The following is a 26,777-nucleotide window of genomic DNA, read 5'->3' on the forward strand; positions in this document are numbered from 1 at the left end:
TACTATTTTAGCAAAAATCTACGCTTTGCCATTACAAAAATACACTAATTATAAAACAATATTCTAAAATCATAAATTGAAAATCGGCAATCGTAAATCAAATCCGTATCTTTGGATTTTTAAAATCAAAAACAAGTGATTAAACTACACGATTTATACTTTAAACCATTCATTTCTGAGCAAGAATTAGATGCTACAGTACAACGTTTGGTAGATGAGATAGCAAACGATTTACAAGACGAAGTCCCGGTATTTGTGGGAATCTTGAACGGTTCTTTCATGTTTGTAAGTGATTTTGTAAAAAAATATCCTAAACCTTGTGAAGTTACTTTTATAAAGTTGGCTTCTTATGAAGGTTTGAAGTCAACTGAAGATATTCATAGGCTTATCGGTTTAACACAAGATTTATCTGGCAGAAAAGTAGTCATTTTAGAAGATATTATTGATTCTGGAAATACATTAGTAGAAGTGCATCGTATTTTTGAAAATGAAAACGTGGATGAATTAAAAATTGCTACTTTATTTTACAAGCCAGAAGCTTATAAAAAAGATTATAAATTACATTATGTAGGTATGGAGATTCCTAATAAATTCATAGTTGGTTATGGATTAGACTATGATGGTCTGGGAAGACATTTACCGGCTGTATATCAATTAAAAACAAGACAACACATGACTAATTTAGTCCTATTTGGACCTCCAGGTGCAGGAAAAGGAACACAAGCTAATTTTTTAAAGGAAAAATATAATCTAGTTCATATCTCTACAGGAGATGTGTTTCGGTTCAATATAAAAAACAAAACGGCATTAGGCATGTTGGCAAAGTCTTTCATGGATAAAGGAGCATTAGTTCCAGACCAGGTTACTATTGATATGCTAAATGCAGAAGTGGAGAAAAATACAGATGCTCAAGGGTTTATCTTTGATGGTTTTCCAAGAACAAACGCTCAGGCAGAAGCTTTGGATCAATTAATGGATCATAAAGATTCTAAAATAAATGCGATGATTGCTTTAGAAGTGGATGATGAAGTGCTTGTTGGACGTTTATTAGAGCGTGGTAAAACTAGCGGTAGAAAAGATGACGCTGATGAATCAATCATTAGAAACAGAATTACAGAATACTACAAGAAAACAGCAATATTAAAAGACTATTACGAATCTCAAGACAAGTACTTTGGTGTTGATGGTGTTGGTAGTATTGAGGGTATTACAGAGCGCTTAAACGTTGTGATTGATAAATTATAAGGTAGCTTACTTTATAAGCAAACGAGTATAGATAAAAAAGATTATGACTGAAGATTTGAAATTAAAAGGAGGACAGCCAGTGGCTGTCAGGTAATTTAAATCTAAATGATGAAATCAAGATAATAATATGACTGAAGATTTGAAATTGAAAGGAGGACAGCCACTGGCCGTCAGTAAATTTTAGATCAAAAGCTTGAAATGAAGATAATAATATGACTGAAGGTAACTTCGTTGACTACGTAAAAATACAGGTTTCTTCTGGAAAGGGAGGACAAGGCTCTGCACACTTGCATCGCGAAAAATTCATAGAAAAAGGTGGTCCAGATGGAGGAGATGGTGGTCGAGGCGGTCATGTCATCATTCGTGCGAGTTCTAACCTATGGACACTTTTACATTTAAAATTTAAGCGCCACGCACGAGCTGGTCATGGAGGATCTGGAAGCAAGAGTAGAAGTACAGGTGCAGATGGAGAAGATGTCTATATTGATGTGCCTTTGGGAACTGTTGTGAAAGATACAGAAACCGATGAGACCTTATTTGAAATTACTGAGGATGGTGAAGAGCAGATCATCGCTCAAGGAGGACGTGGAGGATTAGGAAACTGGCATTTCAAAAACTCCCGTAACCAAACACCTCGATTTGCGCAACCTGGAGAAGATCTTGAAGAAAACAGAATTACTTTAGAGCTTAAAATCTTGGCAGATGTTGGTTTAGTAGGTTTTCCAAATGCTGGGAAATCCACATTGCTTTCTGTAGTTACCGCAGCAAAACCTAAAATTGCAGACTATGAATTTACAACCTTAAAACCTAATTTAGGGATTGTAGAATATCGCGATTACCAAACATTTGTAATGGCAGATATTCCTGGAATTATTGAAGGGGCTGCTGAAGGGAAAGGACTTGGTCATTACTTTTTACGTCATATAGAACGCAACTCGATTTTACTATTTTTAATTCCTGCAGATGCTAAAGATATTCGTAAGCAATATGATATTCTCTTAGATGAACTCAGGCGTTATAATCCAGAAATGTTGGATAAAGAACGTATGATTGCGATATCTAAAAGTGATATGTTGGATGATGAACTTCAAGTAGAATTGGCAAATGAATTAGATAAGACACTTCCAATTGAATACATGTTTATTTCCTCTATAGCTCAAAAGGGTATTGTCGAATTGAAAGATAAACTTTGGAAAATGCTTAACGGTTAATAGTCTTGACTTTCGTAAAGATTCATGTATTATAGTTTTAGTCTAATAGTTATGAAAGAGTATATCAAAAGCATTGTAGAAATTAACGATAATCCAGTCAGCCGTTTTTTTTCCTTGTGTATTCAAGCATTGATTTTGGTGTCAATCGTAACATTTTCTATGGAAACGATACCAGATTTGGATCCAAAAACCAGATCTATACTTCATTTTGTAGAAACATTTTGCGTCATTATCTTTACCATAGAATACCTATTGCGAATCTATGTTGCAAACCATAAATTGAAATTCATTTTTAGCTTTTTTGGTCTTATTGATTTTCTAGCTATTCTCCCATTTTATTTAGCCTTTGGAGTAGATTTAAGATCATTGCGAGCTTTACGTTTTTTAAGATTATTTAGAATATTTAAACTCGTACGCTATAATCGTGCGATGACTCAATTTACAAGAGCTATAAAATCTGCAAAAGAGCAAATATTTTTATTCATTTTTATTACATTAATTCTTATTTATTTTGCTGCTGTTGGTATTTATTATTTTGAAAACCAAGCGCAACCAGAGCATTTTTCTTCCATTTTTGATAGTTTATGGTGGGCAATTATTACGTTAACTACAGTGGGTTATGGTGACGTATATCCGATCACCATAGGAGGTAAGATGTTTACCTTTTTTATTCTTATGATTGGTTTGGGTATTGTAGCTATTCCAACTGGTATTATTTCTTCAGCATTGACAAAATCTGTAGACCCTGACGATAAAAAATAATTTTTTATGGACGTTACCCTTTTCCGTAGAAAACTACAAAGGGTCTGGCTCTCGCAAGTCGCTATCAAAGATGAGCTCCAACAATTGCTCCATCCTTAACGCACTGGTAAAGAATAATAAAGCATAAGAAATAATTTTGCTACTTTTAAAATAAAAAAGCCATGAAAAAGTTATTCATACTCTTATTTCTAATAGTATTGACATCTTGTTCTTCAATTTACGTCAATTATGATTACGACAAAACCACAAATTTTAAGAGTTATAAGACCTATAATTATTTTTCAGATGTGAATACAGGAATGAGTGAATTAGATTCAAAACGTCTATTTAAAGCATTAGATAGTGCCTTATTAAGTAGGGGTTATATGGTATCTGAAACTCCAGATTTTTTGATAGATATTAAGAGTATCGAATTTCAACAAGCAAGAGGAAGCACAGTAGGAGTGGGAGTTGGTGGAGTTGGTAATAATGTAGGTGGCGGACTTTCAATAGGATTACCAATAGGCCAAACAAAATTAGGTAGAGAAATTATTTTTGATTTTGTTGATGAAAGTAATGACGCGCTCTTTTGGCAAGCAGTTTCAGAATCAAATTTTAAACTAAACGCATCTCCCGAAAAGCGCGAAGCTTTATTTATTGCTATTGTTGAAAAGGTTTTAAAAGGCTTTCCGCCAGAAATAAAATAGATCTTAAAATATAGAGCCTTTTTTCCGTTCGTATAAATCATTTTACCGTTGGTCATAATAACATGGCTAAACGTTCTTCTGTTATTTTAATTGGATTTTCGTTAGCACATGCGTACAATTTTAGAGAAAATATTGTAATTGCAACGTCCTTGTTATTTGGCGCTTTAGTCCTCGTCTTTTTATCTATTAAAGGTTTCCAACAAAAAAATGTATTCGTAAACCTGTTTGGTTGCGAGCATTTAAAAATTTAAATACTATATGGCTAATCATAAACATTCACCATGTTAAAAAAGTGGTGCCTTGGTTGAATTGGAAACTAAAAATAGAAATATAATCTGGAGAAGAAATTGAAATCTCCAGACGACAATCGTATTTGTTTAAAGAGCAGTTGAGTTTTTAATCAACACTAATCCTAATACCTTCACTGTGACTGCTAAACTCTGGAGCATACATACTTTGAATCGTCGTGATCCCATTACTCATATTACCAGCGTTATTTACTCTTAAATCATATTCAAAAACATAAACACCTTTGGGTAAATAGTCAAAAAAGAAATTGGTTGATGCGTCTTTTGTACTTTCATAATAACCCAGCCCATCTTGGTATTGATACTGAGACAATACATTAACAGGTTCTAATCCTGCAGCTCTCATGTCTTTCATGTGAATGAATTCCATTGGGCGATCACTTCGTAATTCTATGCGAACGCTTACCAAATCGCCAACTTTTAAATTGGTTTCTGCTGTGATTTCTGTTATTTGTTCACCAGTATCTGTGTTGGTTTTCTTAAAGAGTTTTTTGCTAAGTTTAAGAGGTGTTTCCGCTGAGGTTATTTTATCTAAATCTTCAAAATATTGCCAGTATAAACCTCCCCAAGCAATGCCATCCCCTTTCTTTATTAATTTGACGGTTGCCATGTCTGGTTCAATTTCCGAAGAATTCCAACGCGTTTTAAAATACCCAGTTCCAGCTTCAACCTTGACATCTTCTAATTTTGAAGGAGCAATTTGCTGCCCGCCAATAACGATATCCACCATGTCTGTGACACTCAACCAATCGCCGCCTTGCAGCAGCAAAGCATAAACAGCTGCCGTAGTGGCTTTTGTGGTTTTCCAGCGGTTGGTTTGCTTATTTTTAAGCAACCAGATTTTTAGATTATCAATATCTTCAAGATTCTTCGTTTCACCCTGAAAGGCAGTACCAGCTTCAGAAAATACTTCAATCAATAATGCTTGCGTTTCAATTGGCGCTTGATACCAGTGCCATGAACTTGTGTTTGCTTTCCAGTACATACCTAATTCTTTTGAAGTAATACTCGTTTCGCGTAGAGATTTCATAAGTTTTGCAGAGGTACTGCTGTCATCCATCCTATAAAGCACTAACGCCATTAATCCTTTGGCATATAGCGATCGACTTATCCCGTATTTCTGGATTTGCGTCTGGTAATAATCTGTAATGGTCTCCACTTCTTTTGATATTTTTATCTCCGGAAAAAAGCTACGCATATACAAATAGTGCAGTTGCGTATAGCTCAGGTGATCTTTACTTAAATCGGCATCCTTGTTATATTTTCTGATGTCTTTATATTCTTGAATAAACTCAGCGTCTAGGTATGCGATTGCTTTTCCAATCATTGGCATCTCGTCTTCACTCGTCGTGACAGATAACTTATCTAAATGACCGAACCCAGTAATGATATGCTGTGTGATATAGCGGTTTGATCGTCCTCCATTGAACCATGACCATGCACCATTACTCATTTGACCATTTTTGAGTTTGCGCATTGCAGAGTCTAACTCATTATTCATTTTATTTAAATCGAATAGGAGAGCAATACGTTTTTTCTGTTCGGTTTCACTTTGGGCATCACGTAGCCAAGGTGTTTCTTGAATTAAAATGGATTTCAATTCTTGGTTCTTTTCTAAATTAGAAAGCAAAGCATCTGTATTTCGCCACAGATTAAAAACCTCTTGAATTCTAGGATTGCTATTCGCAATATGACTTGCTAGAGCATTCGCGTAGTAACGACTAAAAGTTTGCTCGTTACACTCATAAGGATATTCCATCAAATAAGGCAAGGCTTGCACGGCATACCAAGTAGGATTTGAGGTCATTTCTAATGTCAGTTTGTGATGCTTCAAGGTTGTTGATGTCGTTGTCGCCAACTTATCTAAAGTAAACGTTCGTGTCTCATTACTCTTAATCCACATGGATAATGTTTCTGTGACTAACCTTCTATTACTTAATACAGGTAGTGCGTTTTGTTCGCCATCACTAAAACCACCTGATTTTGCGATAATTTTATATCGTACAGCGTCAACATCGTATGGAATATCAAGATTCCAAGTGACATTTGTATTTCCTTTGGCCGAAACTATGAAACCTAATTCATTAAAAGCATTTGATAGTTTTTGATCAATAGATTCACCAGTAAGTGCATCAAATAACTGAAGTACTGCAACACCTTTGAGTGGGCCGTCACTAAGGTTTGCAATTTTAGTACTGATACTAATTTGATCACCTTCTCTTAAAAAACGAGGCGCATTTGGGATGACCATCAATTCTTTTTGAGTCACAGTTTCTAAAGAAGTTATGTTACTTTTTAAAGATTTTGTGTGTGCTAGTAATTGTAATTTCCATTTGGTCAGAGCCTCAGGTGTGGTGAAACTAAAACTCACATTCCCTTCTTTGTCTGTTTGTAACTGCGGAAAAAAGAAAGCGGTCTCCTGAAGATTTTTACGAATTGTTACGTTGTTGAAGTTTTGTTTTTCTATAATATTAGGATTATCATCAACTGAACTCCGTCCTCTTATCACTACGTTTGCGCTACTTCCTGGTTGTCCACTGCCAGTTGAAACGCTCACACCAGCAGCTTGGCCTTTTGATAAATAACCAATTTTAGTGTTATCAATTTCCCTTTTGGCATCGTCGACTGATATTTCTCTTACATATTCAAGAGCAACGGAAGACGATTTCATTAAATAGTTAGTTCTTCCATTTCCTAAATAAAGCCCAAAGAAATTCAAAGCATCATAGTCTTGAACACTATAATTGCCAGTATTATTTTGTAAATTATCAATACTAAACGGATTCACTACAAAACTTCTACCAGAATTTGTTCGATAATACGAATAGTAAGACGGTTGTTGGATCGGGTTAAATGACCAATCATGAGTTTTAAATTGATTAAGAGAGGCGTCATACATGCTGGCAAGAAGCTCTGCAGCGACTTTATCACCTTTAGGTCCTTTGATCTTAAAACGCCAAGTTTCATCGATTCCAGGTTGGAGTTTGTCTCTAAAAGTAAGTGTTTCAATTTTTAAATCTGTTTTTGGATAGGGTACAGCAATATTGAGACTTCCATTGTTAAAACTATTTTTAAACGCATAACTGTAATGCACAACAAAACCACCTAAGTCGTTTTCATACACTGGGATTGTTATCGTTTGTTTCTCGTTATGGAGTGCAACGACATGCTTGCTTATAATGTTATGATCTTTCTCAATTTCTATAGTAACAAATAACCCTTCTGCAGAAGAGCCAATTAAAAGTTCAACAGTATCATTAGTGCTATAAGAATTTTTGTTCGTAGTAATTTTAAAGAGTTGATGATCTGCTAAAGTGTTGTCGTCGTTACTATAAACCATAGTTTGAACTTCATCTTTAACCTCTTGACCAAAACGATCTTTACTTTCTAAAAGCACTAGGTAAACCCCAGACGTCCATCGTTTTATTTTGCCTAGTTGGAGTTCTTTGGAAGTTTCAGTATTAAAATCTTTAGAATACACGAGTTCTCCTTTGTCCCAGTTGTTAGAGTTATCTTCATTGATATAGGCTTCATTTGGGAATAAGGTCTTAAATTCATCGTTAGTAAACTCTTGATAATCTGGAGCTTCCCAAGGTCGAGGTCTTAAAACCGTATTTGACGCTTTAAGTTTATAGATTTTGATGGTTCCTTTTGCTGGAACAAACTCACCATTTAGATTTCTAGTATCTACGGAAAACGTTTGCTTGTTGTCTTGTTTATCTATTTGGTTCGTGATAATAATTTGAGCAGTTAACGCATGATAACCTACGTTTACATTGGTGGTTGCACTGCGAGTTTCGCCATTAATATCTGTGATATCTGCTGTGACCTCATAATTAAATGTTGGTAACCCAGATTTATCTTGACTTGCATCTGGAATAGCTTTAAAATCTATTTCAAATTCACCATCTGTATCTGTGGTGGTTTCGCCATGAGCAATTTCTTGTGGCTCAGAATTAAAATAAGGTCTGTACCAATTGTACCATCTTAGATATTGCACTTTTCTATGAACACGATATACGACTTTTGCACCTGTAATATTACTGCCAGCATAAGCACGCGCATTTCCATTGACAGTAACCGTGTCATTAACTTTATAGGTATTTGTAACAGGTGTGAATTTTGCTTCAAACTTTGGTCGTTTATAGTCTTCTACCGAAATAGATTGGTAGGAATTTAAATTGTTTTCACCTTTAAGCCTAATAGAGAAATTACCTGTTAAACCATCGTTAGGGATGATAAATTCCCCAGCAACAGAACCATATTCATTCGTTGCCAATGCTAAAGATTTGACTTCTTCTCCATTAGCATTGTAAAGTGTAATATCAAAAGTTTTGTTTGCTAATACTTCGGTTTTGTCATCATTTGTTGTCATAACAATCGCTTTAAAATAAAGTGGTTGTCCTGGTCTGTAGATGCTTCTGTCGGTGAAAATAAAGCCTTTATAAAGTGGGTAATTAGGTTTGTTATTTCCGTAGTTATAATAACGATTGAGATTTAGTCCATCAAATAAAGCAGTGTCCTTGTTTACTTTAATTTTGAGTTTGATTTGAGAGCGGTTGTAATCTGTTTTTTTGACCATAAACTCTCCATTATCATCTGTAGAGAACTTATCTGTTTTGTAATTCCCTCTATAATTTTTAATATCATCTAAAGTGATAGCTGCGTTAGGTATAGGTTTACCATTTGTTCTATCAATAATTTGATAGGTAACATCGCCTTTATTTTCTTTCTGGATATAGGCTAGATTTGAAACTTGAATTTCCTTAACTGCATATGTGTTGTTATCGTTTTGTACTTGTGCATAGATAATATAGCGTCCATTTTTTAACTTGGGAATGGTGATTTCTGTTCGATGTTGCTGGTAGTCATTGTCATCTTTTAAATTGGATGTCCAGCTTTGTATCGTTTTCATTCTGGTTAAAATAGTCAGTTTATCGTCAACTTGGTTGTAGGAGCGAAGTACTTTTAATTCGTCATCAGTTACTGTTCCAATTTTAAAGTTGATCTTTTTAAGATTTTTATAGGTAATTAATGACAGAGCATTCTCATCTATAGGCAGGACATCTTCAGTAATTATTTGAAGGGATGGCGTTAGTATTTGAGATTTTAAAATATTGCATTTTTCAGCACCTTGACTATTTGGATACTTAGTAATTACGTTATCACAAAGTGCAATAGCTTCTTTAAGCTTCCAGCGATGGGTTTCACTGGTGTTAGGTCGATAGGTCTCGCCTAGTGCTTGATATACGTTTGCAATTTCAAAATCGTATAAGGCTGCGATACTGTTGTTTAATGCATTCCATTTTTTGCTTTCATTCTGTAAAGTTTTTAATACTAACGTTTCTTTATTATCAAAAATAGCAAATTGTGAAACGAAATTTAGACGTTCTAAATCTACATCAGCCAGTGCTTGAGGCGACGTATCATTAAGATGAAACTGTATTAAATTTTGGTATATTTTTAAAGCATTAAGCTGCAAAGATGTGGAGTCTTTAGATTCTAATTGCATGACTGAAAAATCATTGGATGGACCAATAAGTTTTGGGTCTGCAATTTCAAACTTATAAGCGGGTCTAATAATATTAGTTTCAGAAGTTTTGTAAAATTCTAAAGCTTGATGTGATAATATATCAAAAAGTGTAGGTCTATAAATTTTAGAATTGGTTTGAGAGATAATAATAGCCTCAAAATCATTTATACTTGTTTGTTGAAGTATATGTGCGTTTTGTAAGGAGTGCTCATAATTTTTATGAACCTCTTCAATTAAGGTGCGTAAATCCCAAGTCCTAAAGTCTACATTTTCGGTTAATGAGCCTGCCGAATTGTCGAGTTTGGTTCTATTATAAAATTTCCATCTATTTTGATTGAAATATTGCCAATATAAAGTCGCTAACATATTTTGAAGCACATTTTTTGTTGGCGATTTACTTTTTGCTATGGCGTCTTTAAATTCTCCAATGATCTTAAATTGCGCTTCTTCTTCAAGTATAAGCGCATATTTACTTCGGAAAAGTAACGTCTTAACTTCTTGAGGCGTATTCTTGCTAGCTTTTGCTTTTTTTTCAATAGATGCGACAACCTGTAATGCAGATTTTGGTAAACCCTGCAGGTCAAAGGCATCAACCTGAGTCCATAGTTTGGTGTAGTCTTTGGTTTGAGCGTTAGAAAAACTCGCAAATAATAATAATATCATTAATACACTTATAATTGGCTTCATAATTCAGGTTTTTAGGGAATTTATGCCCTTAACTTTAATCAAAAAACAATAAATGAGTCATTGCTTAGTTTGGTTGAGTGAAGTTAATAATTTCAAGAGTGAATATGACCTGCTCGTTCAATTTATTAGAATGAAACGCCCTTTTTTCTTCCGATTTTGTCAAAAACAGAAACCGTAACTAACGCTATGCTTTATTTTTTTTGTGCCATAGAAAGAAAAAAATATCATTTTCTTTAACATTAAATTCAAATATTAGCTGGTACAAACTATTTATCTTTGTAGAATGAGACTCAAAAATAGTACCACATTAAAGGGGTCATAATTGTGGTGCTCTTTTTGCTCTAGAGCATATTATAAATCGGGCATGCAAAAGCTTTTAGCACCCTGATACATTATTAATAAAGAACAGTATACAAACAAATGAAACATTTTTTATTTTTTCTACTAGCTCCTGTTTTGACTTTTGGTCAAGCATTCGTTAATGATGCTAAACAATTAATTGATAAAAAGGAATATAAGAAGGCAGAGCAATTACTTTCAGAATACGTTAAAACCAATAAAAGCGATCTTGAAGCTATTGAATTATATGGCGATGCTTATGGTCACCAGGAAAAATGGGATGATGCCATCGTTCAGTATAAGAAATTAGTAGACGGGAAACCTAATAACGCAAATTTTCATTATAAATATGGTGGGGCTCTAGGTATGAAGGCGCTTAGTGTCAATAAAATGAAAGCACTCGGTATTATTGGAGACGTTAAGGGTGCCTTTTTGAAAGCAGCCGAATTAGACCCTAAACACATTGACGCACGTTGGGCTTTGGTAGAATTATATATGCAACTGCCGGGAATTATTGGTGGAAGTAAAAGTAAATCTTTTCAATATGCTAAGGAGCTGGAAGCACTGTCTAAAGTAGATGGGTACTTAGCTAAAGGTTATATTTATGAATATGATGACGAACCCGAATTAGCCGAGAAATATTATAAATTAGCCATTACAGAAGGTGGCTCATTAAACTGCTATGATAAGCTCACCGATTTATATGAAAAAGAAAAGCAGCCGGATAAAGTGATTGGCAACTTAGAAGCTTCAGGAGAAAAGCATAAACGCAACGCGATGCACTATCAAATAGGGAAAGTATGCGCAGAATACAATATACAGTTGGATAAAGGGGAGAAGTGTTTGCTTATTTACATTGAAAATTATTCGGCAGAAGATGGCGTTCCAAAAGCTTGGGCTTATTATAGGTTGGCACAGATTTATAAATTCAAAAGAAACAAAGATGATGCCTTGAAATGGATTGATAAAGCAATTACTAGTTTACCTCAAATTGATATTTTTAAAACTGAAAAAACAGCTATTCAAAGTTTATAAATCTCCGGAAAAAAGTTATCGAATTAGACTTTAGACTTAACACTTCAATTAGTATCTTTGAAGGTTTGCAAAATTCAACACATGAACGTACATTTTATAGCTATCGGTGGAAGTGCCATGCACAATCTTGCTCTAGCACTTCACAATAAAGAATATCACGTTACAGGTAGTGACGATGCTATTTTTGAGCCTTCAAAATCAAGGTTAGAAGCCAAAGGATTGCTGCCAAAAGAGTTTGGTTGGTTTCCAGAAAAGGTGTCTTCAAATTTAGATGCTATCGTTTTAGGAATGCATGCTAAAGAAGATAACGCAGAACTTAAAAAAGCTCAAGAACTCAATCTTAAAATTTATAGTTACCCAGAGTTTCTCTACGAGCAGTCCAAACATAAAACACGTGTTGTTATTGGAGGAAGTCATGGTAAAACGACTATAACGTCTATGATTTTACATGTGATGCATTATCATGATCGTGATGTTGACTATATGGTTGGCGCACAATTAGAAGGTTTTGATGTGATGGTGAAACTCACAGAGGATAATGATTTTATCGTTTTAGAAGGTGATGAATATTTGAGCTCTCCAATTGATAGACGACCAAAATTTCACTTATACAAACCCAATATTGCCTTATTAAGCGGTATTGCTTGGGATCATATCAATGTGTTCCCTACTTATGAGAATTATGTGGAGCAATTTTCCGTATTTGTGGATAGTATTGTTCAAGGCGGAAGCATCAATTATAATGAAGAAGATCCTGAAGTAAAACGAGTTGTAGAGGCCAGTGACAATCAAATTAGAAAATTAGCCTACCAAACGCCAGAATATGTTGTAGAAAACGGACATACATTACTCGCAACACCAGAAGGTGACATACCTATAGAAATATTTGGAAAACATAACCTCAATAATCTCGCAGGTGCCAAATGGATTTGCCAGCATATGGGAATTGATGAAGATGATTTTTACGAAGCTATTTCTACCTTTAAAGGAGCTAGCAAACGACTAGAGAAAATTACCGAAACGTCTACGAGTGTTGCTTATAAAGATTTTGCGCATTCACCAAGTAAAGTGGAAGCCACTACAAAGGCACTCAAAGAGCAATATCCAGATAGAACTTTAGTGGCTTGCTTAGAATTACATACGTACAGTAGTTTAAATGCTAAATTTCTAAAAGAATATAAAGGTGCTTTGGATGCAGCAGATGTAGCAGTTGTTTTTTACTCACCTCACGCCGTAGAAATCAAAAAGCTTGAAGAGGTTACTCATGAACAAATCGCCAATGCTTTTGAGCGTGATGATTTGATTATTTATACCAATCCAGAGGATTTTAAGGACTTCTTGTTTGCTCAGAAATTTGATAATAAGGCGTTGTTGTTGATGAGTTCTGGGAATTATGGAGGTTTGGATTTTGGTGAGCTCACCACATTCCTGCGTAATTAGGATTCTCAGAGTTTTGACGACAATTTTCTAGTAGACAATTATTTTATTTTGAGTTGTTGGTGAAGAACACCAATAATGGCCCAATTGTGTTTTAATGTAACATTTCTTGAGTTATACCTACTCATTACTAGAAGCACTCTTTAATGAAATTCAATAAACGATTTTATGATGACAACTTGAATCTTAGAAACGTTTCTAAGAAAAAACTAGCACTCTCTATTATAATAGGTCTATTGTCTGCTTTAATTATCTACAGTTTCTCTTATGTTCTAAGAGAAACAATGAGAGTGATGTCGTTCAAGTTTGATTTATATCCCAATATAATCAGTGAAGTAGATAGGCGTTTTTATAATTTATTTTTTGCTTTTTCATCAATTATCTTTGGTAATTCAATGGCTGTGAGTTTTTTGTTTAGCCAACCTCAAAATTTGATGACAAGGAGAAGTACAAAGCGAAAACGAATTATAAATGAACAAATTTTTCTTAATTTTAATTTTGCTTACGGGTTCTGTAAATTAGGCTTCATGTTTGGAGCTTTTTCAATGTGTTGTATAAACTTTCCATTTTCATCAACTCCAAAATATATTGCTATTCTTTTAATTATTGCCTTATATCTAGAATCAACTAAGACAATAAATCAAGTTTTAAGAAATAAAAAATGGAAGTTTTTAGCTGTTAATGTTCTATTCCTTTTTTTGCTTTCACTTGGTATGAGCAAAATTGATATTGTCAATTATAAAGCAATTGATGTGATGGCTTTGAAAGCTAATCCAATTTTGGATTTGCCTCATTCTTTTTATTATCAAAAGACATCTAATACAAAATAGCCGGTTGTAACCCTCAAAATAGTTCGAGATATAAATGATAAAAAAACTATTAGAAATGAACTTAATGAGGAGATCTAAATTCATGAAATATCAAGTGAGATTAATAGAGTACGTAGTTCTGTTTACAGAGAGGAGTTAAAAGATTTTTTAGAGGTTAAAATATCAGTTGACAAGACTATAGAGTTAAATTATATTAAACAGATCGAAGCACACATGTTTTCTGGTGGTCATAAACGAATAACTTATAATGTGTATAATGAAGACGAACTCACTCGAAGCTTTGAACAAAGAGGTTTTAGGAAAATAATTACTCCTGATGTACTTCAATTTAGGCCTAAAGAAGCCTCTTTTTATCCACCATTAGTGCCAGATGCAATTCCATATGACCCTTCGTTTAAAGATACTCTAAATGTACATGTTAAAAATTCAGTAGTTATAGATGGATTAAAGGTTCCAAATCAAATGTTAGTTAGAACGTTTAAAAATAGTATAACTCAGGATAGAGTGGTAAATTATATTATTTATCAAGAAACAATTTATCAGGATTATATTACTGTATTATCAGCTCAATGGAAAGCTGCACACGAGTTACGTGAAAAAGAACAAAAAGTTTCTGACGAATATAAGAGCAGTAAAGCCTATTATGATGAACAAAGAGAATTGAGAGGAAAATATCCAATAATGTCTATAGAAAGTTATGATAAGTATGATTTTCCTTCAAAAACATAATAACTCCAAGATTGTCTCGTTATTCTTATAAATCAACCAAACCAACAACGTCTATTCTACATAATTACGTTTATTAATTTCTTATAAATCAACTAAAATTATGAAACGTATCCTTATTACAGTATGCTTATTCGCATGTTTTTTTTCATGCTCAAACGATGACATGACGACACCAGAAGCTCAAGACTCTAATTTTTATGCCTTAACCGTTGGTAATTCTTGGGTGTATAAAAATTATAGGTACGATCAAAACTCAGAAACTTATGAAGATACTGGAGTAATAGACTCGGTAAGTATTATTTCTAAGGAAGACATTGAAGGAAACACCTATTTTAAGTTTAGACGACTCACTACAGGAAATGAAGATCAAATAACATTTTGCAATCCTAATGGTGAGCACTTTGAGAATCTAAGAGAATGGGAAGGTAATCTTGTATGGAGTGACGGAACAGTGAAATTTACTAATACTGATTATTCATTACGAACTCTAAACGAAAATGATTGGGGAAATATAGTGGAACAACTACTAGAAAATACAACAATACTCAATGTTGAAGCAGAAGATTTTGCATGTGTCAATTCCGAGCGCTATGTTATTTTGCCAGATGGAGAACAAGCTCCAGGTTTAGATCGCTTTTATTATGCTGATGGTATAGGCTTAATTTATGATTCGACTTCATTTGTTTCTAGTGGGATACCTGTTATCGTTAGACGTTTGGATTCTTACGATATTCAATAATAGCTATCGATTTTATATAGTAAGCCTTCTGTTTTAAATTGAAGGTTTTATTCATTTTGACGAGCGACTCAAGCCTATCAAACCGAGTGCAGGCCCAACTCCTAAAACCATATAAACCATTAAAGAGTTAGTTGAGTTTACTAAAGTATTTAAGAGTAAAATACTCACAATCGTAATCGCAAAACCTATACAATTTACTATTGTAAGCGCTGTCCCTTTTAGTTGTGGTTCTGCATTTTGGGCAACTAATGTTGAAAATAGAGGAGAGTCGGCAATCACAACAATTCCCCAAAAGATAAGAAAGCCAATAAATAGAATTTCAGAATTAACAGCGAAGAAAAACGGACATACAAAGCAGCAAATACAAGACAATAAAAGTGCTGTAAATGCGGTTTGTTTTGTTCCGAAGTATTCAGATACGTAACCTGCGATAATACATCCTAATCCGCCAATAGCAATAATGATAAATGAGAGAAGTGCAATATTGAGTTCTATATTTGAATGCAATTGACTATATGTTTTTAATAATATAGGTACGAAAGCCCAAAAAGCATAGAGTTCCCACATATGTCCAAAATAGCCAAAAGCAGCAGCACGAAATTTAACATTCTCAAAGACTTTTGAAAATGAGGATAAGTGCAGACTTTTTGTTACGATTCTGTTTGGACCGTCAGGAACTAAGAGCAAGATTAGGAATCCACCTAATAGCGCAATTGTTGAGGTTGTAATAATTATAGGTTTCCAAGTGGCAAGGTCTATAAAACCTTTTAATATATGTGGAAATGCAGTGCCTAGAACTAAAGCTCCCACTAAAAAGCTTAAGGACTTACCCAGACCTTTTTTGTAATAGTCTGAAGCAATTTTCATTCCAACAGGATAAATACCAGCAAGAAAAAAACCTGTCAAAAACCGAAATGCTAATAAGCTAGTCAATGTATTGCTATCCCAAATGATAGCGCTATTGCATAAAGCACCAAGAATTGCGGATATAAAAAACACCTTGGATGGTGAAAATCGGTCAGCTATGGTAAGTACCGCAAATATTAGGGTGCCTACAATAAAACCAAATTGTACAGACGATGTTAAATATCCAATAGCTCCGTCGTTAAGGTCGAATACTTTTACAAGGTTGCTCATAACAGCATTGCTTGCAAACCAGAGTGATGTGCAGCAAAATTGGGATATTACAATAATTGGAAGAATGTTGTTTTTCCTTGTCATTTTAGCCTCTAAGGGTTTACTATCAATCGAAAAACTTCATTATCAACTAAGTATTTCTTTTAAAAAAAAAGCAATTTTTATTTCCAAGGATTATAAGACGACTAGATTCCTTTAGTGTTCTAAGTTAAAACCAGAATTTAGTGTCCGAAAGATTCGATATGTTCATTTAGTTCATCAATTGTAGATTCAAATTCAAAAGCGTTATTTACTTTCCAATAATTCTCCGGATTATAACAATATGAATAGGCAAACTTTGCATATTCTAATTTACTATCCTCAAAATCAAACAAGCTTGTAATCTGAGTAATTTGACCTGAAGTTAGACAGCTACCTTTAGTAACCTGTTTTGCGAGAGTTAATCTAGAATCTGAAAACGTTTTGCTTTTAATCGATGCTAATGCCTGACCGAAATCCCAACGAGACATGGCATAACATCCTGTGTCTTCAAAAATGACAACATCAGCTGGTCCCCCAATTGTCGTTGTCGTTGATTGGGTTGTGGTTGTAGATGATCCAGCATTAACATTGATTCCTATACCTACATTAGTACCACCAGCATTAACACCAACACCAATATTAATCTGGTCGCCATTACCAGAAGACATCGTGGTGGTGGTTTGTGTTATGGTTTGAATTGGAGGCAGAGGCATAGCATTATAATGAATGACAGATACATTACTTGGAGGTGGTAAAATAGCTTGGAAAGGTGTAAACGAGTAAAAACGTAATTTTTTACCGTGTTCAGTAGTTTTGATTTTATAAATAAACTCACCTCGTCTATTGTCAACATTCACAACCATAAGATGTCTTTTGTTAAGGATAGGAGTAGAGTCGTCGGCAAATATAATTTTAGTATCATAATACTCATTAATTAAATAATCTACAGCAATATTTACTAACGGTTCTTTATTTTGTCTGACGCCATTGAGAATCAAATAAAATGCATCTCCATCTTCCGAAAAAATGGTTAATCGAGATTCTTGGGCATTTGAGAATAGACTAACTAAAAGTAAAGCTAAAATGGTGATTTTTTTCATAATGGTTTCTATTTAAAAAAGTGCTTAATCCAAAACTTGTGCCAAAAATAATAATTTATTAAGAGATAAATACTTTATCCAAAAACTGTGTCACACTCTCTTGATTAGCTCTAATTAATTCTTGCCTAGCATTTTTAATATCACTAGGTTTTTTATCCTGCGATAATTTGAATTTACCTTCCCAAGAGGTGATTTCAATCTCAAACATTTCAATATAATTTAGATTGCGATCTAGTCTTGGATTATCGGGTTCTAACACATATTTATGATCTGGAGTTTCAAGAAACTCAGTCATAGTGATTAAGGATTGTTTTAAAGCAGCATTACTTTCTATAGCTTTTACATGTCCTTTGAGATGTAATTTAATATAGTTCCATGTCGGTAGTTGAGTAGTGCTGAATAAGCTAGGTGATATGTAACACTCTGGTCCTGAGAATAGAATGGTAACGTCGTTATTGTCTTTTAAAAGCTGTGCTTGCGGATTATTAATATCAATATGACCAATGAGTTTCTCGCCCTCTAAAATTAATGGTAAATGCGTTATCAATGGCTTATTATTTTCTACGGAAATGAGCGTAGCTAAAGGATACGTCTTAATAACTTCATATAAATGCGCTTTGTTATTATCCTGATGATGTTTTGGAGGGTAATTCATTTTATATATTAATTGTGTTTGAAATTTACAATTATTGTGTAATTAAAAAGGGATTATTTTGAAATAATGATTTCGGTAGTTGTCAAAATAATATATCAATATTATTAAGAATTATTTAGCTAACCATATGATTAAAAGGGTTAAAATATTTTCATAATCAAAAATAAATCATTAAAATGTCGACGAAATGTTCATTTTAAGCGATGAATTGCTTATTTTCACGATCCCTAATAACCTATTTATGAAAGTTCAACAGCTATCCATTACTCAAGATAATTGGTTCGAGAGTTTAGAATCTATTAATATTGATGCTAATTTATTCTTACTTTTTGTATCACCTGAGTTTAAATTGACTAAAATACTTTTAAGTTCTTTAGTCAAAAGTCACCCTAATGCCATAATCACGGGATGCTCCACTGCAGGAGAAATATCAGACGTTACCGTCAAGGATAAAACGATATCCTTAACCGCCATCCAATTCCAAAAAACTAATTTAAATAAGGTCTCTGTTAAAATAAAATCTATGGATCGCAGTTTTGAAGCTGGTCAAAAAATAGGAAGCCAACTTTATAGTACAGACTTAAAACATGTAATTGTTCTCAGCGACGGATTAAATGTTAATGGAGCAGACTTAGTTTCTGGTTTAAAATCAAAGCTACCTAATGTAAGTATTACTGGTGGGTTGGCAGCCGATGGATCTGCCTTTGATAAAACATATATAATTGAAAATAATGAAATGTGTGACAAGACCATTATTGGTCTTGGGTTTTATGGAGAAGATTTAAAAGTAGGTTTTAGCTCTAGGGGAGGATGGAATAGTTTCGGGATTGAAAGGTTGGTTACTAAATCTCAGAAAAATGTATTGTTTGGATTAGATGGTTTACCAGCTTTAGAAATTTATAAATCATTTTTAGGCGACGAAGCTCAAAATTTACCAAGTTCAGGTCTCTTGTTTCCGTTGAGCATGAGAAACAATGAAAATGAAACACCTTTAGTAAGAACGATATTGGCAGTTAATGAAGAAGATCAAAGTTTGACTTTTGCTGGTAATATACCTCAAAAATCGTATGTCCGATTAATGAAAGCAAACATAGATCGATTAATTGATGGTGCTGAAGACTCTGCTATTTCTGCTAAACAACATGTCAATGAATCATGTGAATTGGCAATACTTATAAGTTGTGTTGGTCGAAGACTGGTTTTAAAACAATTGGTTGAGGAAGAAGTTGAAGTTGTAAGAGGCATTCTGGGTAATAAGCCAAAAATAACAGGATTTTATTCTTATGGAGAAATTGCACCATTTGGTGAGTTTTCACCTTGTGAATTACACAATCAAACCATGACAATAACAACACTTTCGGAATGTTAAATAATGAATATCATCGATTATTAAAGAGACAGATTCGAAAAGCTAACTTAAATCTCTTGGCTAATCCAGATTTTGCCATTTTTTTAAACTCGGTTAATGATGCCTATAATAGTTTTGATAAGGATGTAAAGCATGTTGAAAATATTCTTGAGGAGAGTTCTAAAGAATTATTTGTAGCTAATCAAAAATTAAGAAACGAAAGAGACGTTTCTAAAACTAAATTAGAGAACCTAATTGATAATGTTGGAGGTGTTATTTTTGAAACTGATCTTAATGGGAACTTCACTTTTTTAAATACTGCTTGGGAAGAATATTCAGGGTTTACAATAGAAAATTCGATTGGTAAATCTTTTAAAGATTTCCTAAAAGGAATAAACATAGAGGGTAATAAAGAGTTTAGTGCGTTGTTTTCTAAAGACAACAAGTATATTGAATTTATTTTTCGTAAAGAAAAAGAAGGAAAATTAATGTGGTTTGAATTGAAGTGTAAACTTGTAAAAGGTCATGATGGCTTATCCAAAGGTTTTACTGGTATTATGGTAGATATAACTAATTTAAAATCTACAGAAATAGAATTGCACAAGGCAAGTAAATCTAAGGACGAATTTTTATCTACCATGTCTCATGAAATTAGAACACCCCTAAATGCTGTTACCGGTTTAACGAATATTTTGTTAATGGAAGATCATTTGCCAGAACAGGTTATAAATCTAAAAGCATTAAAATATTCTGGAGAGCATTTATTAGGTTTGATTAATGATTTATTAGATTTTGATAAGATTAAGTCTGGTAAAATGAAGGTGAATGAAAAAGTATTTAGTCTTAATAATTTTTTAGAAAATATTAAATCCCATTTTGTATTAAGAACCCAACAAAAAGGTATAGAATTTGATATTATTAATGAAAATAAACTACCTAATAATATTATTGGTGATAAACTGAAACTTACTCAAATAATAAATAATTTATTAAGCAACGCTTTAAAATTTACAGCAACAGGAAGCATCATCATTAAGATTAAAAATTTAGGTATAAGTCATAATAAAATAAATCTCCAATTTAAGGTCATAGATACTGGGATTGGAATACCACAAGAAAGACAGGGTAGTATTTTTGAAAGCTTCATGCAAGCTAATTCTGAAACGTCCGTAAAATATGGAGGTACTGGATTGGGATTGTCAATCACCAAAAAATTATTGAATTTACAGAGTAGTGATTTAAACGTGGAGAGCGAAGAAGGTAAAGGCTCCAATTTCTCTTTTCAAATTACCTATAAAGTCACTAATAGATTAAATCTTTACGAACCAGAAATGGTTAAAATTCAAACAGAATATGAGCCGTTAAACATGAATGTTTTGGTTGCTGAGGATAATAAGATGAACGTGCTTATTATGGAACGATTTCTTGAAAAATGGAAAGTAAATTATAAAATAGCATTTAATGGTAAAGAGGCACTCGAGTATATCCAAAATTCAAAAGTAGACTTTAATCTTGTATTAATGGACTTACAAATGCCTGAATTAAATGGATATCAAACAACAGAAATTATTAGAAGTCTAGAAGATGAAACAAAAGCAAATCTACCAATAATCGCTTTAACCGCTTTCGCACAAACAGATATTAAAGAAAAAACAAAACTTCATAAAATGGATGGATTTATGGGCAAACCTTTTAATCCAACAGTACTATACGAGTTACTAAAAAAATATAGTAATAAACCTGATGTCGTAAAGATTACTTAATTTACTTCTAAATAGTATTTATAAAAATGGCATGTAACTTTTTGTGAGATTCCAGCTTCATATATGTTGTTTATTAAAATACAGAATAAGATGATACACAAAGTTATCTAGATAACAATTCTTATTCTTTTTGAAAATTATGTAGATTTACTGCATGGACGACAAACCATCATCTTTTTCGATAAAAAATTGGTCTCAAGGTGATCAACCTAGAGAGAAACTTAGAGATAAAGGTAAAGCCATCTTAAGTGATGCAGAATTAGTTGCTATACTTTTGGGTTCTGGTAACAGAGAAGAAAGTGCTGTGGCCTTAAGTAAGCGTATATTAGCAAGTGTTGATAATAATCTTAATGCTCTTGGAAAACAATCTTTAAAGCAACTCATGACCTTTAAAGGTGTTGGAGAGGCAAAAGCAATTTCAATTGCTGCTGCTATGGAGCTTGGTAGAAGACGACGAGGAGAAGAAGCACTTCAACAAATGAAAATTACATCTAGCGCCTCTGTTTTTGAGTTTATGCAACCTATAATTGGAGAGTTGCCACATGAGGAATTTTGGATTGTTTATCTCAATAATTCTAACAAAGTACTCCAAAAAAATCAACTTAGTAAAGGTGGTATAACAGGGACTTTGGTAGATGTTAGGTTAGTTCTTAAGACAGCTCTAGAAGTTGGTGCAGTAGGTTTAATATTGGCACATAATCATCCTTCAGGTACTTTGACACCGAGTGAAGCAGATAAAAATTTAACTCAAAAATTAAAAGAAGCTGCGCAAAGTTTAGATATTAAAGTCTTAGATCACCTTATTGTAACTGAAAAAGCATATTTTAGTTTTGCAGATGAAAACATATTATAACCTAACCCATATTTAAACTAACTTGCTACTCGTTTATACACATAAAATCACACCTAGAGTTCGCTATGCCTTTAAGCATTTGTGTACTAGAATTCTTGGTATACCTGTTTCTTTTACGACTACAATAGAAGATTTTATTGCACATGACAGTATGAAAATGTCTTATACAAGACAGCCACTAAGTAATGAGGTGTTTATTAGGAATCACGAGTTGCTTTTTGAACAAGGTTTATCAGATGTAGATATTAATGTGCAAAACTGGAATGACACAAAATGTTTTTTCCCTACAGGAGAAAAGAGTGCATTGCCTTTTGATATTTTTGCAGCATCTTTTTATTTGTTGAGTCGTTATGAGGAATATCTGCCGCATGTAAAAGATGCGTATGGACGATTTACAGCAACAGAAAGTTTAGCTTATAAAGAGAATTTCTTAAAACAACCAGTTGTTGATATTTGGGCTTATAGCCTGAGAGACCTCTTAGAACAAAAGTTTAAAGATTTCACGTTTCCGAAGAGAAAATATAACGTACAACCAGTTATAGATGTACCTGTAGCTTATTACTTTAAACAAAAGGGCTTATTACGAACTGTTGGAGGTTGTTTAACAGATTTGTTTCGATTTAAATTGCGAAGTCTATATCAACGAATTTTAGTCTTATTTGGATTTCAACGAGATCCATATGATACGTTTAAATGGATAATAAATAAACAAAAACAATATAAATTCAAATTTATAGTGTTCTTCTTAATTGGCGATTATTCTACGTATGATAAAAATATAAATATTAATAAAAAGAAGTTCATATCGCTTATTAAATCAGTTGCAGACTACAGTAAAGTTGGGTTAAAGGCTTCTTATTTTTCGCTAAATGATATTACAATTCTCAAAAAAGAGAAGAAAAAAATAGAATCTATTACAAACTACGAGTTGGAAGCTACAAGAAATTCGTTCTCTAAAATAAATTTACCAGTATCGTATCGCAATTTGATAGCGCTTGAAGTAAAGAAGGATTTTACAATGGGTTATCTAGATCATTTTGGATTTAGAGCTGGGACTTGTACACCGTTTTTATTTTATGATTTAGACTATGAGACGCAATCGCCATTGCTTGTCAATTCGTTTCATTGTCTAGATTACACATTGTTGAAATATCAATCGCAATTGGATAAAAAAGAAGAGTTACAAGGTCTAATTAATACAGTGAAAAAAGTCGATGGAACGTTTACACCAATTTTTCACAATTATTCCTTTGGACCTGACGATAGATGGGCAGGTTTTAAGCAATTATTTACTCAAATATTGGAATCTGTAGACGAATCAGCATCATAATAAGTTTTAAACATTGTTCCATACCATTCAAATACATCAAACAATTTACAAATGAAATTAAACGGAATTAAACATATATTTTTTGATCTAGATCATACCCTTTGGGATTTTGACAAAAACTCAGCATTGACATTTGAAAAAATATTTGAAGTTCATTCTTTAAATCTCAATACTAATGATTTTTTAAAGGCTTATGAGCCTATAAATTTAAATTATTGGAAACTATATAGAGAAGAGAAAATAGATAAAGAGAATTTAAGATATAAGCGTTTAAAAGACTCTTTTGATGCCATCGGTTTTAGAGTTTCTGATGATATTGTAAATCAATTATCAGAGGATTATATTACATATTTGACTACTTTTAATCATCTTTTTGATGGTGCTTTAGATGTTTTGCATTATCTCCAGAAAGCGTATGATTTGCATATCATTACCAATGGTTTTGAAGAGGCACAACAGCGAAAAATGGATAATTCTAATCTTTCGAAATATTTTAAAACCATCACAAACTCTGAATCTGCAGGTGTGAAAAAGCCTAATCCAGTTATCTTTAATCATGCCTTAGAAGTTTCTAAAGCTAATCCAGTCCACAGTATTATGATTGGTGATAATTATGAAGCTGATATTTTAGGTGCTATCGGTGTTGGGTTGGATGTGATTTTATTTAATTATCATAATTTTAATGCAGAGCCTCATATTAAACAAGTGACTCAACTTGTTGATTTGAAAAAGTACCTCTAAGCACCTCATTATATATTGGTGTTTTTATTTGTATTCTACGGGAAATATTTAGTTAGAATTACAAAATATTTCTAAGTCGCAAAGTGTATCTTTACAATTCGTGATGAACCTAATTTTATTCAGATGACTAGATTGCTTTATATTCTTATATGCTTTATTGCCTTTCAAACGCAACTTGCTGCGCAGGTTTCTCTAAATTCTTATAAGTACATAATTGTGCCAAAGCAGTTTGATTTTTTGAACTCACAAGATCAATATCAAACGAGCTCGTTAACTAAATTTTTGTTTAATAAATATGGGTATACCGCTTTTTTTGATGACGATGATTTGCCACAGGATTTAAGTGAAAATAGATGTTTAGGTTTGAAATCTGATATTAAGAAAATTAAAGGGTTTTTGATTACTAAACTGCAAATTGATTTAATAGATTGTAACGGGAATATTGTTATTAGTTCTGATATAGGAGAGACTAAAGTAAAAGAATATAAAAAGTCTTATCAAATAGCCATAAGAGATGCTTTTACGGCCTTCCAGTCTTTAGATTACAACTATATTGTAAACGAAGATATTACAGTTTCTGAAAGAAGCAATACGAATGCTTCTGAAGTAAAACAAATAGAACAACTTAAAAAAGAGGTTGAACTATTAAAGGCTAAGAATGATAAAGTACAGCCGATTTCCGAAGTAAAAGAACGTGTTGTGCCAAATACAGTTAAGAACCTTAAAGAAGGGGTAAAGGAGGTTGTTAATGAAACTGTAATACCCGAAATTCCATCAGCATCAAAACCTGAGATTCTTTATGCTCAACCCATAGATAACGGATTTCAAATTGTAGATACGCAACCTAAAAAAGTTATGATTTTATTAAATACGGGTACTCCTAATATCTATATCGTAAAGGGTAAAGATGCTATTGTATATAATAAAGAGGGCTCGTGGGTTTATGCTCTGTATAATGAAGGGAATTTAGAATTAAGCGTAATAAATCTCAAATTTTAGTAATCATATTTGTCTTTCCAGCGTAGTTTTAAAAACTCACGTTGAGCGTTTTCTCTAGCATTATTTCCTGGACTGTACAATTTAGTGTTCTTTATGTCGTCTGGTAAAAATTCATGCGCCACAAAATTGTTGTTATAATCATGAGCATATTGATAATTATCTCCATGTCCTAATTCTTTCATGAGCTTGGTTGGTGCATTTCTAACAGATAGAGGTACAGATAAATTCCCTGTGTCTTTAACCAACTGTTGCGCTTTACCTATGGCCTCATAAGCAGCATTGCTTTTAGGTGAGGTTGCTAAATAAGTGGCGCATTGACTTAGGATAATTCTAGATTCTGGATACCCAATAACAGATACTGCTTGAAAGGCATTATTAGCAATAACTAAAGCTGTTGGGTTGGCGTTTCCAATATCTTCACTAGCTAGAATTAATAAGCGACGTGCAATAAACTTAACGTCTTCACCACCTTCTATCATTCGTGCGAGCCAGTAAACTGCTGCATTAGGATCACTACCTCTTATAGATTTTATAAATGCAGAAACAATATCATAGTGCTGTTCTCCAGATTTGTCATATCGTACAATATTATTTTGAACGCGTTGTGAGACAAGTTCATTGGTAATTATAATGTTTTCATTTTGATCAAATGATGTTACAATGAGCTCAAATAAGTTTAGTAATTTTCTGGCATCTCCTCCAGAAAGTCTAATTAAAGCCTCTGTTTCTTGTAGTGTTATGTTGCGTTCTTTGAGTATCACGTCTTCTTTTAGTGCACGATTTAAAAGGGCTTCTAAGTCGGCTTTTGAAAACGATTTTAAAACATAAACCTGACAGCGAGATAGAAGTGCAGGTATGACTTCAAAACTTGGGTTTTCTGTGGTTGCTCCAATCAATGTCACCCAACCCTTTTCTACTGCTTGTAATAATGAATCTTGTTGAGACTTACTAAACCTATGAATTTCGTCAATAAATAGAATAGGGTTTTTAGTTGTAAATAAACCACCACTTTGCTTTGCCTTATCTATAACTTCTCTAATATCTTTTACACCGCTATTTATAGCACTCAGCGTGTAAAAAGGGCGTTTAGATTCATTAGCGACAATGTTAGCTAATGTTGTTTTCCCTGTTCCTGGAGGTCCCCAAAAAATCATAGAGGCAATAACACCTTGGTTTAATTGTTGTGTCAAAACGCCAGTTTTACCCACTAAATGTGACTGACTTAAATAATCATCAAGTGATTGCGGTCGTAATCGTTCTGCTAAAGGTTTGTTCATAATGTAAAATTA

Annotated in this window: 20 protein-coding genes; 15 read left to right on the forward strand and 5 right to left on the reverse strand. The window is 33.2% G+C overall.

Annotated elements, in window-relative coordinates; all coding sequences use genetic code 11:
• The first annotated feature begins 135 nt into the window (after nt 1-135).
• The 4 genes from H593_RS20385 (at nt 136) to H593_RS0103075 (ending at nt 3,904) form a co-directional block, all read left to right on the forward strand.
• Entirely contained in the window at nt 136-1,245 is a 1,110-nt protein-coding gene (locus H593_RS20385) for an adenylate kinase (protein ID WP_084142254.1), read from the forward strand.
• A gap of 212 nt (nt 1,246-1,457) precedes the next feature.
• Nucleotides 1,458-2,456: a GTPase ObgE gene (gene obgE / locus H593_RS0103065; RefSeq protein WP_028871074.1), complete on the forward strand. Its 999-nt coding sequence runs from the start codon at nt 1,458-1,460 to the stop codon at nt 2,454-2,456.
• A gap of 51 nt (nt 2,457-2,507) precedes the next feature.
• Nucleotides 2,508-3,218 (forward strand): ion transporter, encoded by a 711-nt coding sequence (locus H593_RS0103070; protein WP_028871075.1) that lies wholly within the window; start codon nt 2,508-2,510, stop codon nt 3,216-3,218.
• A gap of 161 nt (nt 3,219-3,379) precedes the next feature.
• Nucleotides 3,380-3,904: a DUF4136 domain-containing protein gene (locus tag H593_RS0103075; RefSeq protein ID WP_028871076.1), complete on the forward strand. Its 525-nt coding sequence runs from the start codon at nt 3,380-3,382 to the stop codon at nt 3,902-3,904.
• Between the two features lie 396 nt (nt 3,905-4,300).
• Here H593_RS0103075 and H593_RS0103085 read toward each other — a convergent pair whose 3' ends face one another.
• On the reverse strand, nt 4,301-10,432 hold the full coding sequence (locus H593_RS0103085; protein WP_028871078.1) for an alpha-2-macroglobulin family protein: 6,132 nt from the start codon (nt 10,430-10,432) through the stop codon (nt 4,301-4,303).
• A 420-nt stretch (nt 10,433-10,852) separates the two neighbouring features.
• Here H593_RS0103085 and H593_RS0103090 point away from each other — a divergent pair, with 420 nt between their 5' ends.
• The 5 genes from H593_RS0103090 (at nt 10,853) to H593_RS0103110 (ending at nt 15,541) form a co-directional block, all read left to right on the forward strand.
• A complete protein-coding gene (locus H593_RS0103090; protein WP_028871079.1) occupies nt 10,853-11,806 on the forward strand; it encodes a tetratricopeptide repeat protein in 954 nt (317 codons plus the stop codon).
• 81 nt (nt 11,807-11,887) lie between these two features.
• Nucleotides 11,888-13,246, forward strand: a complete 1,359-nt coding sequence (locus H593_RS0103095; protein WP_028871080.1) for a UDP-N-acetylmuramate--L-alanine ligase — start codon at nt 11,888-11,890, stop codon at nt 13,244-13,246.
• A 143-nt stretch (nt 13,247-13,389) separates the two neighbouring features.
• On the forward strand, nt 13,390-14,073 hold the full coding sequence (locus H593_RS0103100) for a hypothetical protein (RefSeq protein ID WP_028871081.1): 684 nt from the start codon (nt 13,390-13,392) through the stop codon (nt 14,071-14,073).
• Nucleotides 14,074-14,286: 213 nt separating this feature from the next.
• On the forward strand, nt 14,287-14,802 hold the full coding sequence (locus H593_RS0103105; protein WP_028871082.1) for a hypothetical protein: 516 nt from the start codon (nt 14,287-14,289) through the stop codon (nt 14,800-14,802).
• A gap of 100 nt (nt 14,803-14,902) precedes the next feature.
• The gene (locus H593_RS0103110; RefSeq protein WP_147231979.1) at nt 14,903-15,541 is read left to right on the forward strand and encodes a hypothetical protein; all 639 of its coding nucleotides are present in this window, start codon (nt 14,903-14,905) and stop codon (nt 15,539-15,541) included.
• A gap of 51 nt (nt 15,542-15,592) precedes the next feature.
• Here H593_RS0103110 and H593_RS0103115 read toward each other — a convergent pair whose 3' ends face one another.
• From H593_RS0103115 to H593_RS0103125, 3 genes are all read right to left on the reverse strand, one after another.
• A complete protein-coding gene (locus H593_RS0103115) occupies nt 15,593-16,762 on the reverse strand; it encodes an MFS transporter (RefSeq protein WP_028871084.1) in 1,170 nt (389 codons plus the stop codon).
• Nucleotides 16,763-16,899: 137 nt separating this feature from the next.
• On the reverse strand, nt 16,900-17,799 hold the full coding sequence (locus tag H593_RS0103120) for a proline and serine-rich protein 1 family protein (RefSeq protein WP_028871085.1): 900 nt from the start codon (nt 17,797-17,799) through the stop codon (nt 16,900-16,902).
• A 58-nt stretch (nt 17,800-17,857) separates the two neighbouring features.
• Complete coding sequence (locus H593_RS0103125) at nt 17,858-18,454, reverse strand: FMN-binding negative transcriptional regulator (RefSeq protein ID WP_028871086.1); 597 nt, start codon at nt 18,452-18,454, stop codon at nt 17,858-17,860.
• Between the two features lie 187 nt (nt 18,455-18,641).
• Between H593_RS0103125 and H593_RS0103130 the strand changes: the two genes are divergently transcribed.
• The 6 genes from H593_RS0103130 to H593_RS0103155 all read left to right on the forward strand — a co-directional run bounded on the left by H593_RS0103130 (nt 18,642) and on the right by H593_RS0103155 (nt 25,488).
• Nucleotides 18,642-19,823 (forward strand): FIST signal transduction protein, encoded by a 1,182-nt coding sequence (locus tag H593_RS0103130; protein ID WP_084142255.1) that lies wholly within the window; start codon nt 18,642-18,644, stop codon nt 19,821-19,823.
• Complete coding sequence (locus H593_RS18425) at nt 19,817-21,565, forward strand: ATP-binding protein (protein ID WP_051229607.1); 1,749 nt, start codon at nt 19,817-19,819, stop codon at nt 21,563-21,565. The genes H593_RS0103130 and H593_RS18425 overlap by 7 nt, the downstream gene beginning before the upstream one ends.
• Before the next feature lie 154 nt (nt 21,566-21,719).
• Nucleotides 21,720-22,418, forward strand: coding sequence for a RadC family protein (radC, locus tag H593_RS0103140; RefSeq protein WP_028871088.1), 699 nt, complete (start codon nt 21,720-21,722; stop codon nt 22,416-22,418).
• A gap of 22 nt (nt 22,419-22,440) precedes the next feature.
• Nucleotides 22,441-23,748, forward strand: a complete 1,308-nt coding sequence (locus H593_RS0103145) for a polysaccharide deacetylase family protein (protein ID WP_028871089.1) — start codon at nt 22,441-22,443, stop codon at nt 23,746-23,748.
• A 51-nt stretch (nt 23,749-23,799) separates the two neighbouring features.
• Nucleotides 23,800-24,489 (forward strand): YjjG family noncanonical pyrimidine nucleotidase, encoded by a 690-nt coding sequence (locus H593_RS0103150; RefSeq protein WP_028871090.1) that lies wholly within the window; start codon nt 23,800-23,802, stop codon nt 24,487-24,489.
• A 123-nt stretch (nt 24,490-24,612) separates the two neighbouring features.
• Complete coding sequence (locus H593_RS0103155; RefSeq protein ID WP_028871091.1) at nt 24,613-25,488, forward strand: hypothetical protein; 876 nt, start codon at nt 24,613-24,615, stop codon at nt 25,486-25,488.
• Here H593_RS0103155 and H593_RS0103160 read toward each other — a convergent pair.
• Complete coding sequence (locus H593_RS0103160; protein ID WP_028871092.1) at nt 25,485-26,765, reverse strand: replication-associated recombination protein A; 1,281 nt, start codon at nt 26,763-26,765, stop codon at nt 25,485-25,487. The two genes, H593_RS0103155 and H593_RS0103160, sit on opposite strands and share 4 nt — an antisense overlap.
• Nucleotides 26,766-26,777 lie beyond the last annotated feature (12 nt).

Source organism: Psychroserpens burtonensis DSM 12212 (assembly GCF_000425305.1).
Classification (GTDB): domain Bacteria; phylum Bacteroidota; class Bacteroidia; order Flavobacteriales; family Flavobacteriaceae; genus Psychroserpens; species Psychroserpens burtonensis.

What these genes read in the sequence shown, in the direction of transcription:
- H593_RS18425 (WP_051229607.1), top strand. Translation starts at nt 19,817, where the DNA reads ATGTTAAATAATGAATATCATCGATTATTAAAGAGACAGATTCGAAAA.
- H593_RS0103105 (WP_028871082.1), top strand. Translation starts at nt 14,287, where the DNA reads ATGTTTTCTGGTGGTCATAAACGAATAACTTATAATGTGTATAATGAA.
- H593_RS0103120 (WP_028871085.1), bottom strand. Translation starts at nt 17,799, where the DNA reads ATGAAAAAAATCACCATTTTAGCTTTACTTTTAGTTAGTCTATTCTCA.
- H593_RS0103070 (WP_028871075.1), top strand. Translation starts at nt 2,508, where the DNA reads ATGAAAGAGTATATCAAAAGCATTGTAGAAATTAACGATAATCCAGTC.
- H593_RS0103150 (WP_028871090.1), top strand. Translation starts at nt 23,800, where the DNA reads ATGAAATTAAACGGAATTAAACATATATTTTTTGATCTAGATCATACC.
- H593_RS0103115 (WP_028871084.1), bottom strand. Translation starts at nt 16,762, where the DNA reads ATGACAAGGAAAAACAACATTCTTCCAATTATTGTAATATCCCAATTT.
- H593_RS0103160 (WP_028871092.1), bottom strand. Translation starts at nt 26,765, where the DNA reads ATGAACAAACCTTTAGCAGAACGATTACGACCGCAATCACTTGATGAT.
- H593_RS0103155 (WP_028871091.1), top strand. Translation starts at nt 24,613, where the DNA reads ATGACTAGATTGCTTTATATTCTTATATGCTTTATTGCCTTTCAAACG.
- H593_RS0103085 (WP_028871078.1), bottom strand. Translation starts at nt 10,432, where the DNA reads ATGAAGCCAATTATAAGTGTATTAATGATATTATTATTATTTGCGAGT.
- H593_RS0103125 (WP_028871086.1), bottom strand. Translation starts at nt 18,454, where the DNA reads ATGAATTACCCTCCAAAACATCATCAGGATAATAACAAAGCGCATTTA.
- H593_RS0103095 (WP_028871080.1), top strand. Translation starts at nt 11,888, where the DNA reads ATGAACGTACATTTTATAGCTATCGGTGGAAGTGCCATGCACAATCTT.
- H593_RS0103110 (WP_147231979.1), top strand. Translation starts at nt 14,903, where the DNA reads ATGAAACGTATCCTTATTACAGTATGCTTATTCGCATGTTTTTTTTCA.
- H593_RS0103090 (WP_028871079.1), top strand. Translation starts at nt 10,853, where the DNA reads ATGAAACATTTTTTATTTTTTCTACTAGCTCCTGTTTTGACTTTTGGT.
- radC (WP_028871088.1), top strand. Translation starts at nt 21,720, where the DNA reads ATGGACGACAAACCATCATCTTTTTCGATAAAAAATTGGTCTCAAGGT.
- H593_RS0103130 (WP_084142255.1), top strand. Translation starts at nt 18,642, where the DNA reads ATGTTCATTTTAAGCGATGAATTGCTTATTTTCACGATCCCTAATAAC.
- H593_RS0103075 (WP_028871076.1), top strand. Translation starts at nt 3,380, where the DNA reads ATGAAAAAGTTATTCATACTCTTATTTCTAATAGTATTGACATCTTGT.
- obgE (WP_028871074.1), top strand. Translation starts at nt 1,458, where the DNA reads ATGACTGAAGGTAACTTCGTTGACTACGTAAAAATACAGGTTTCTTCT.
- H593_RS0103100 (WP_028871081.1), top strand. Translation starts at nt 13,390, where the DNA reads ATGAAATTCAATAAACGATTTTATGATGACAACTTGAATCTTAGAAAC.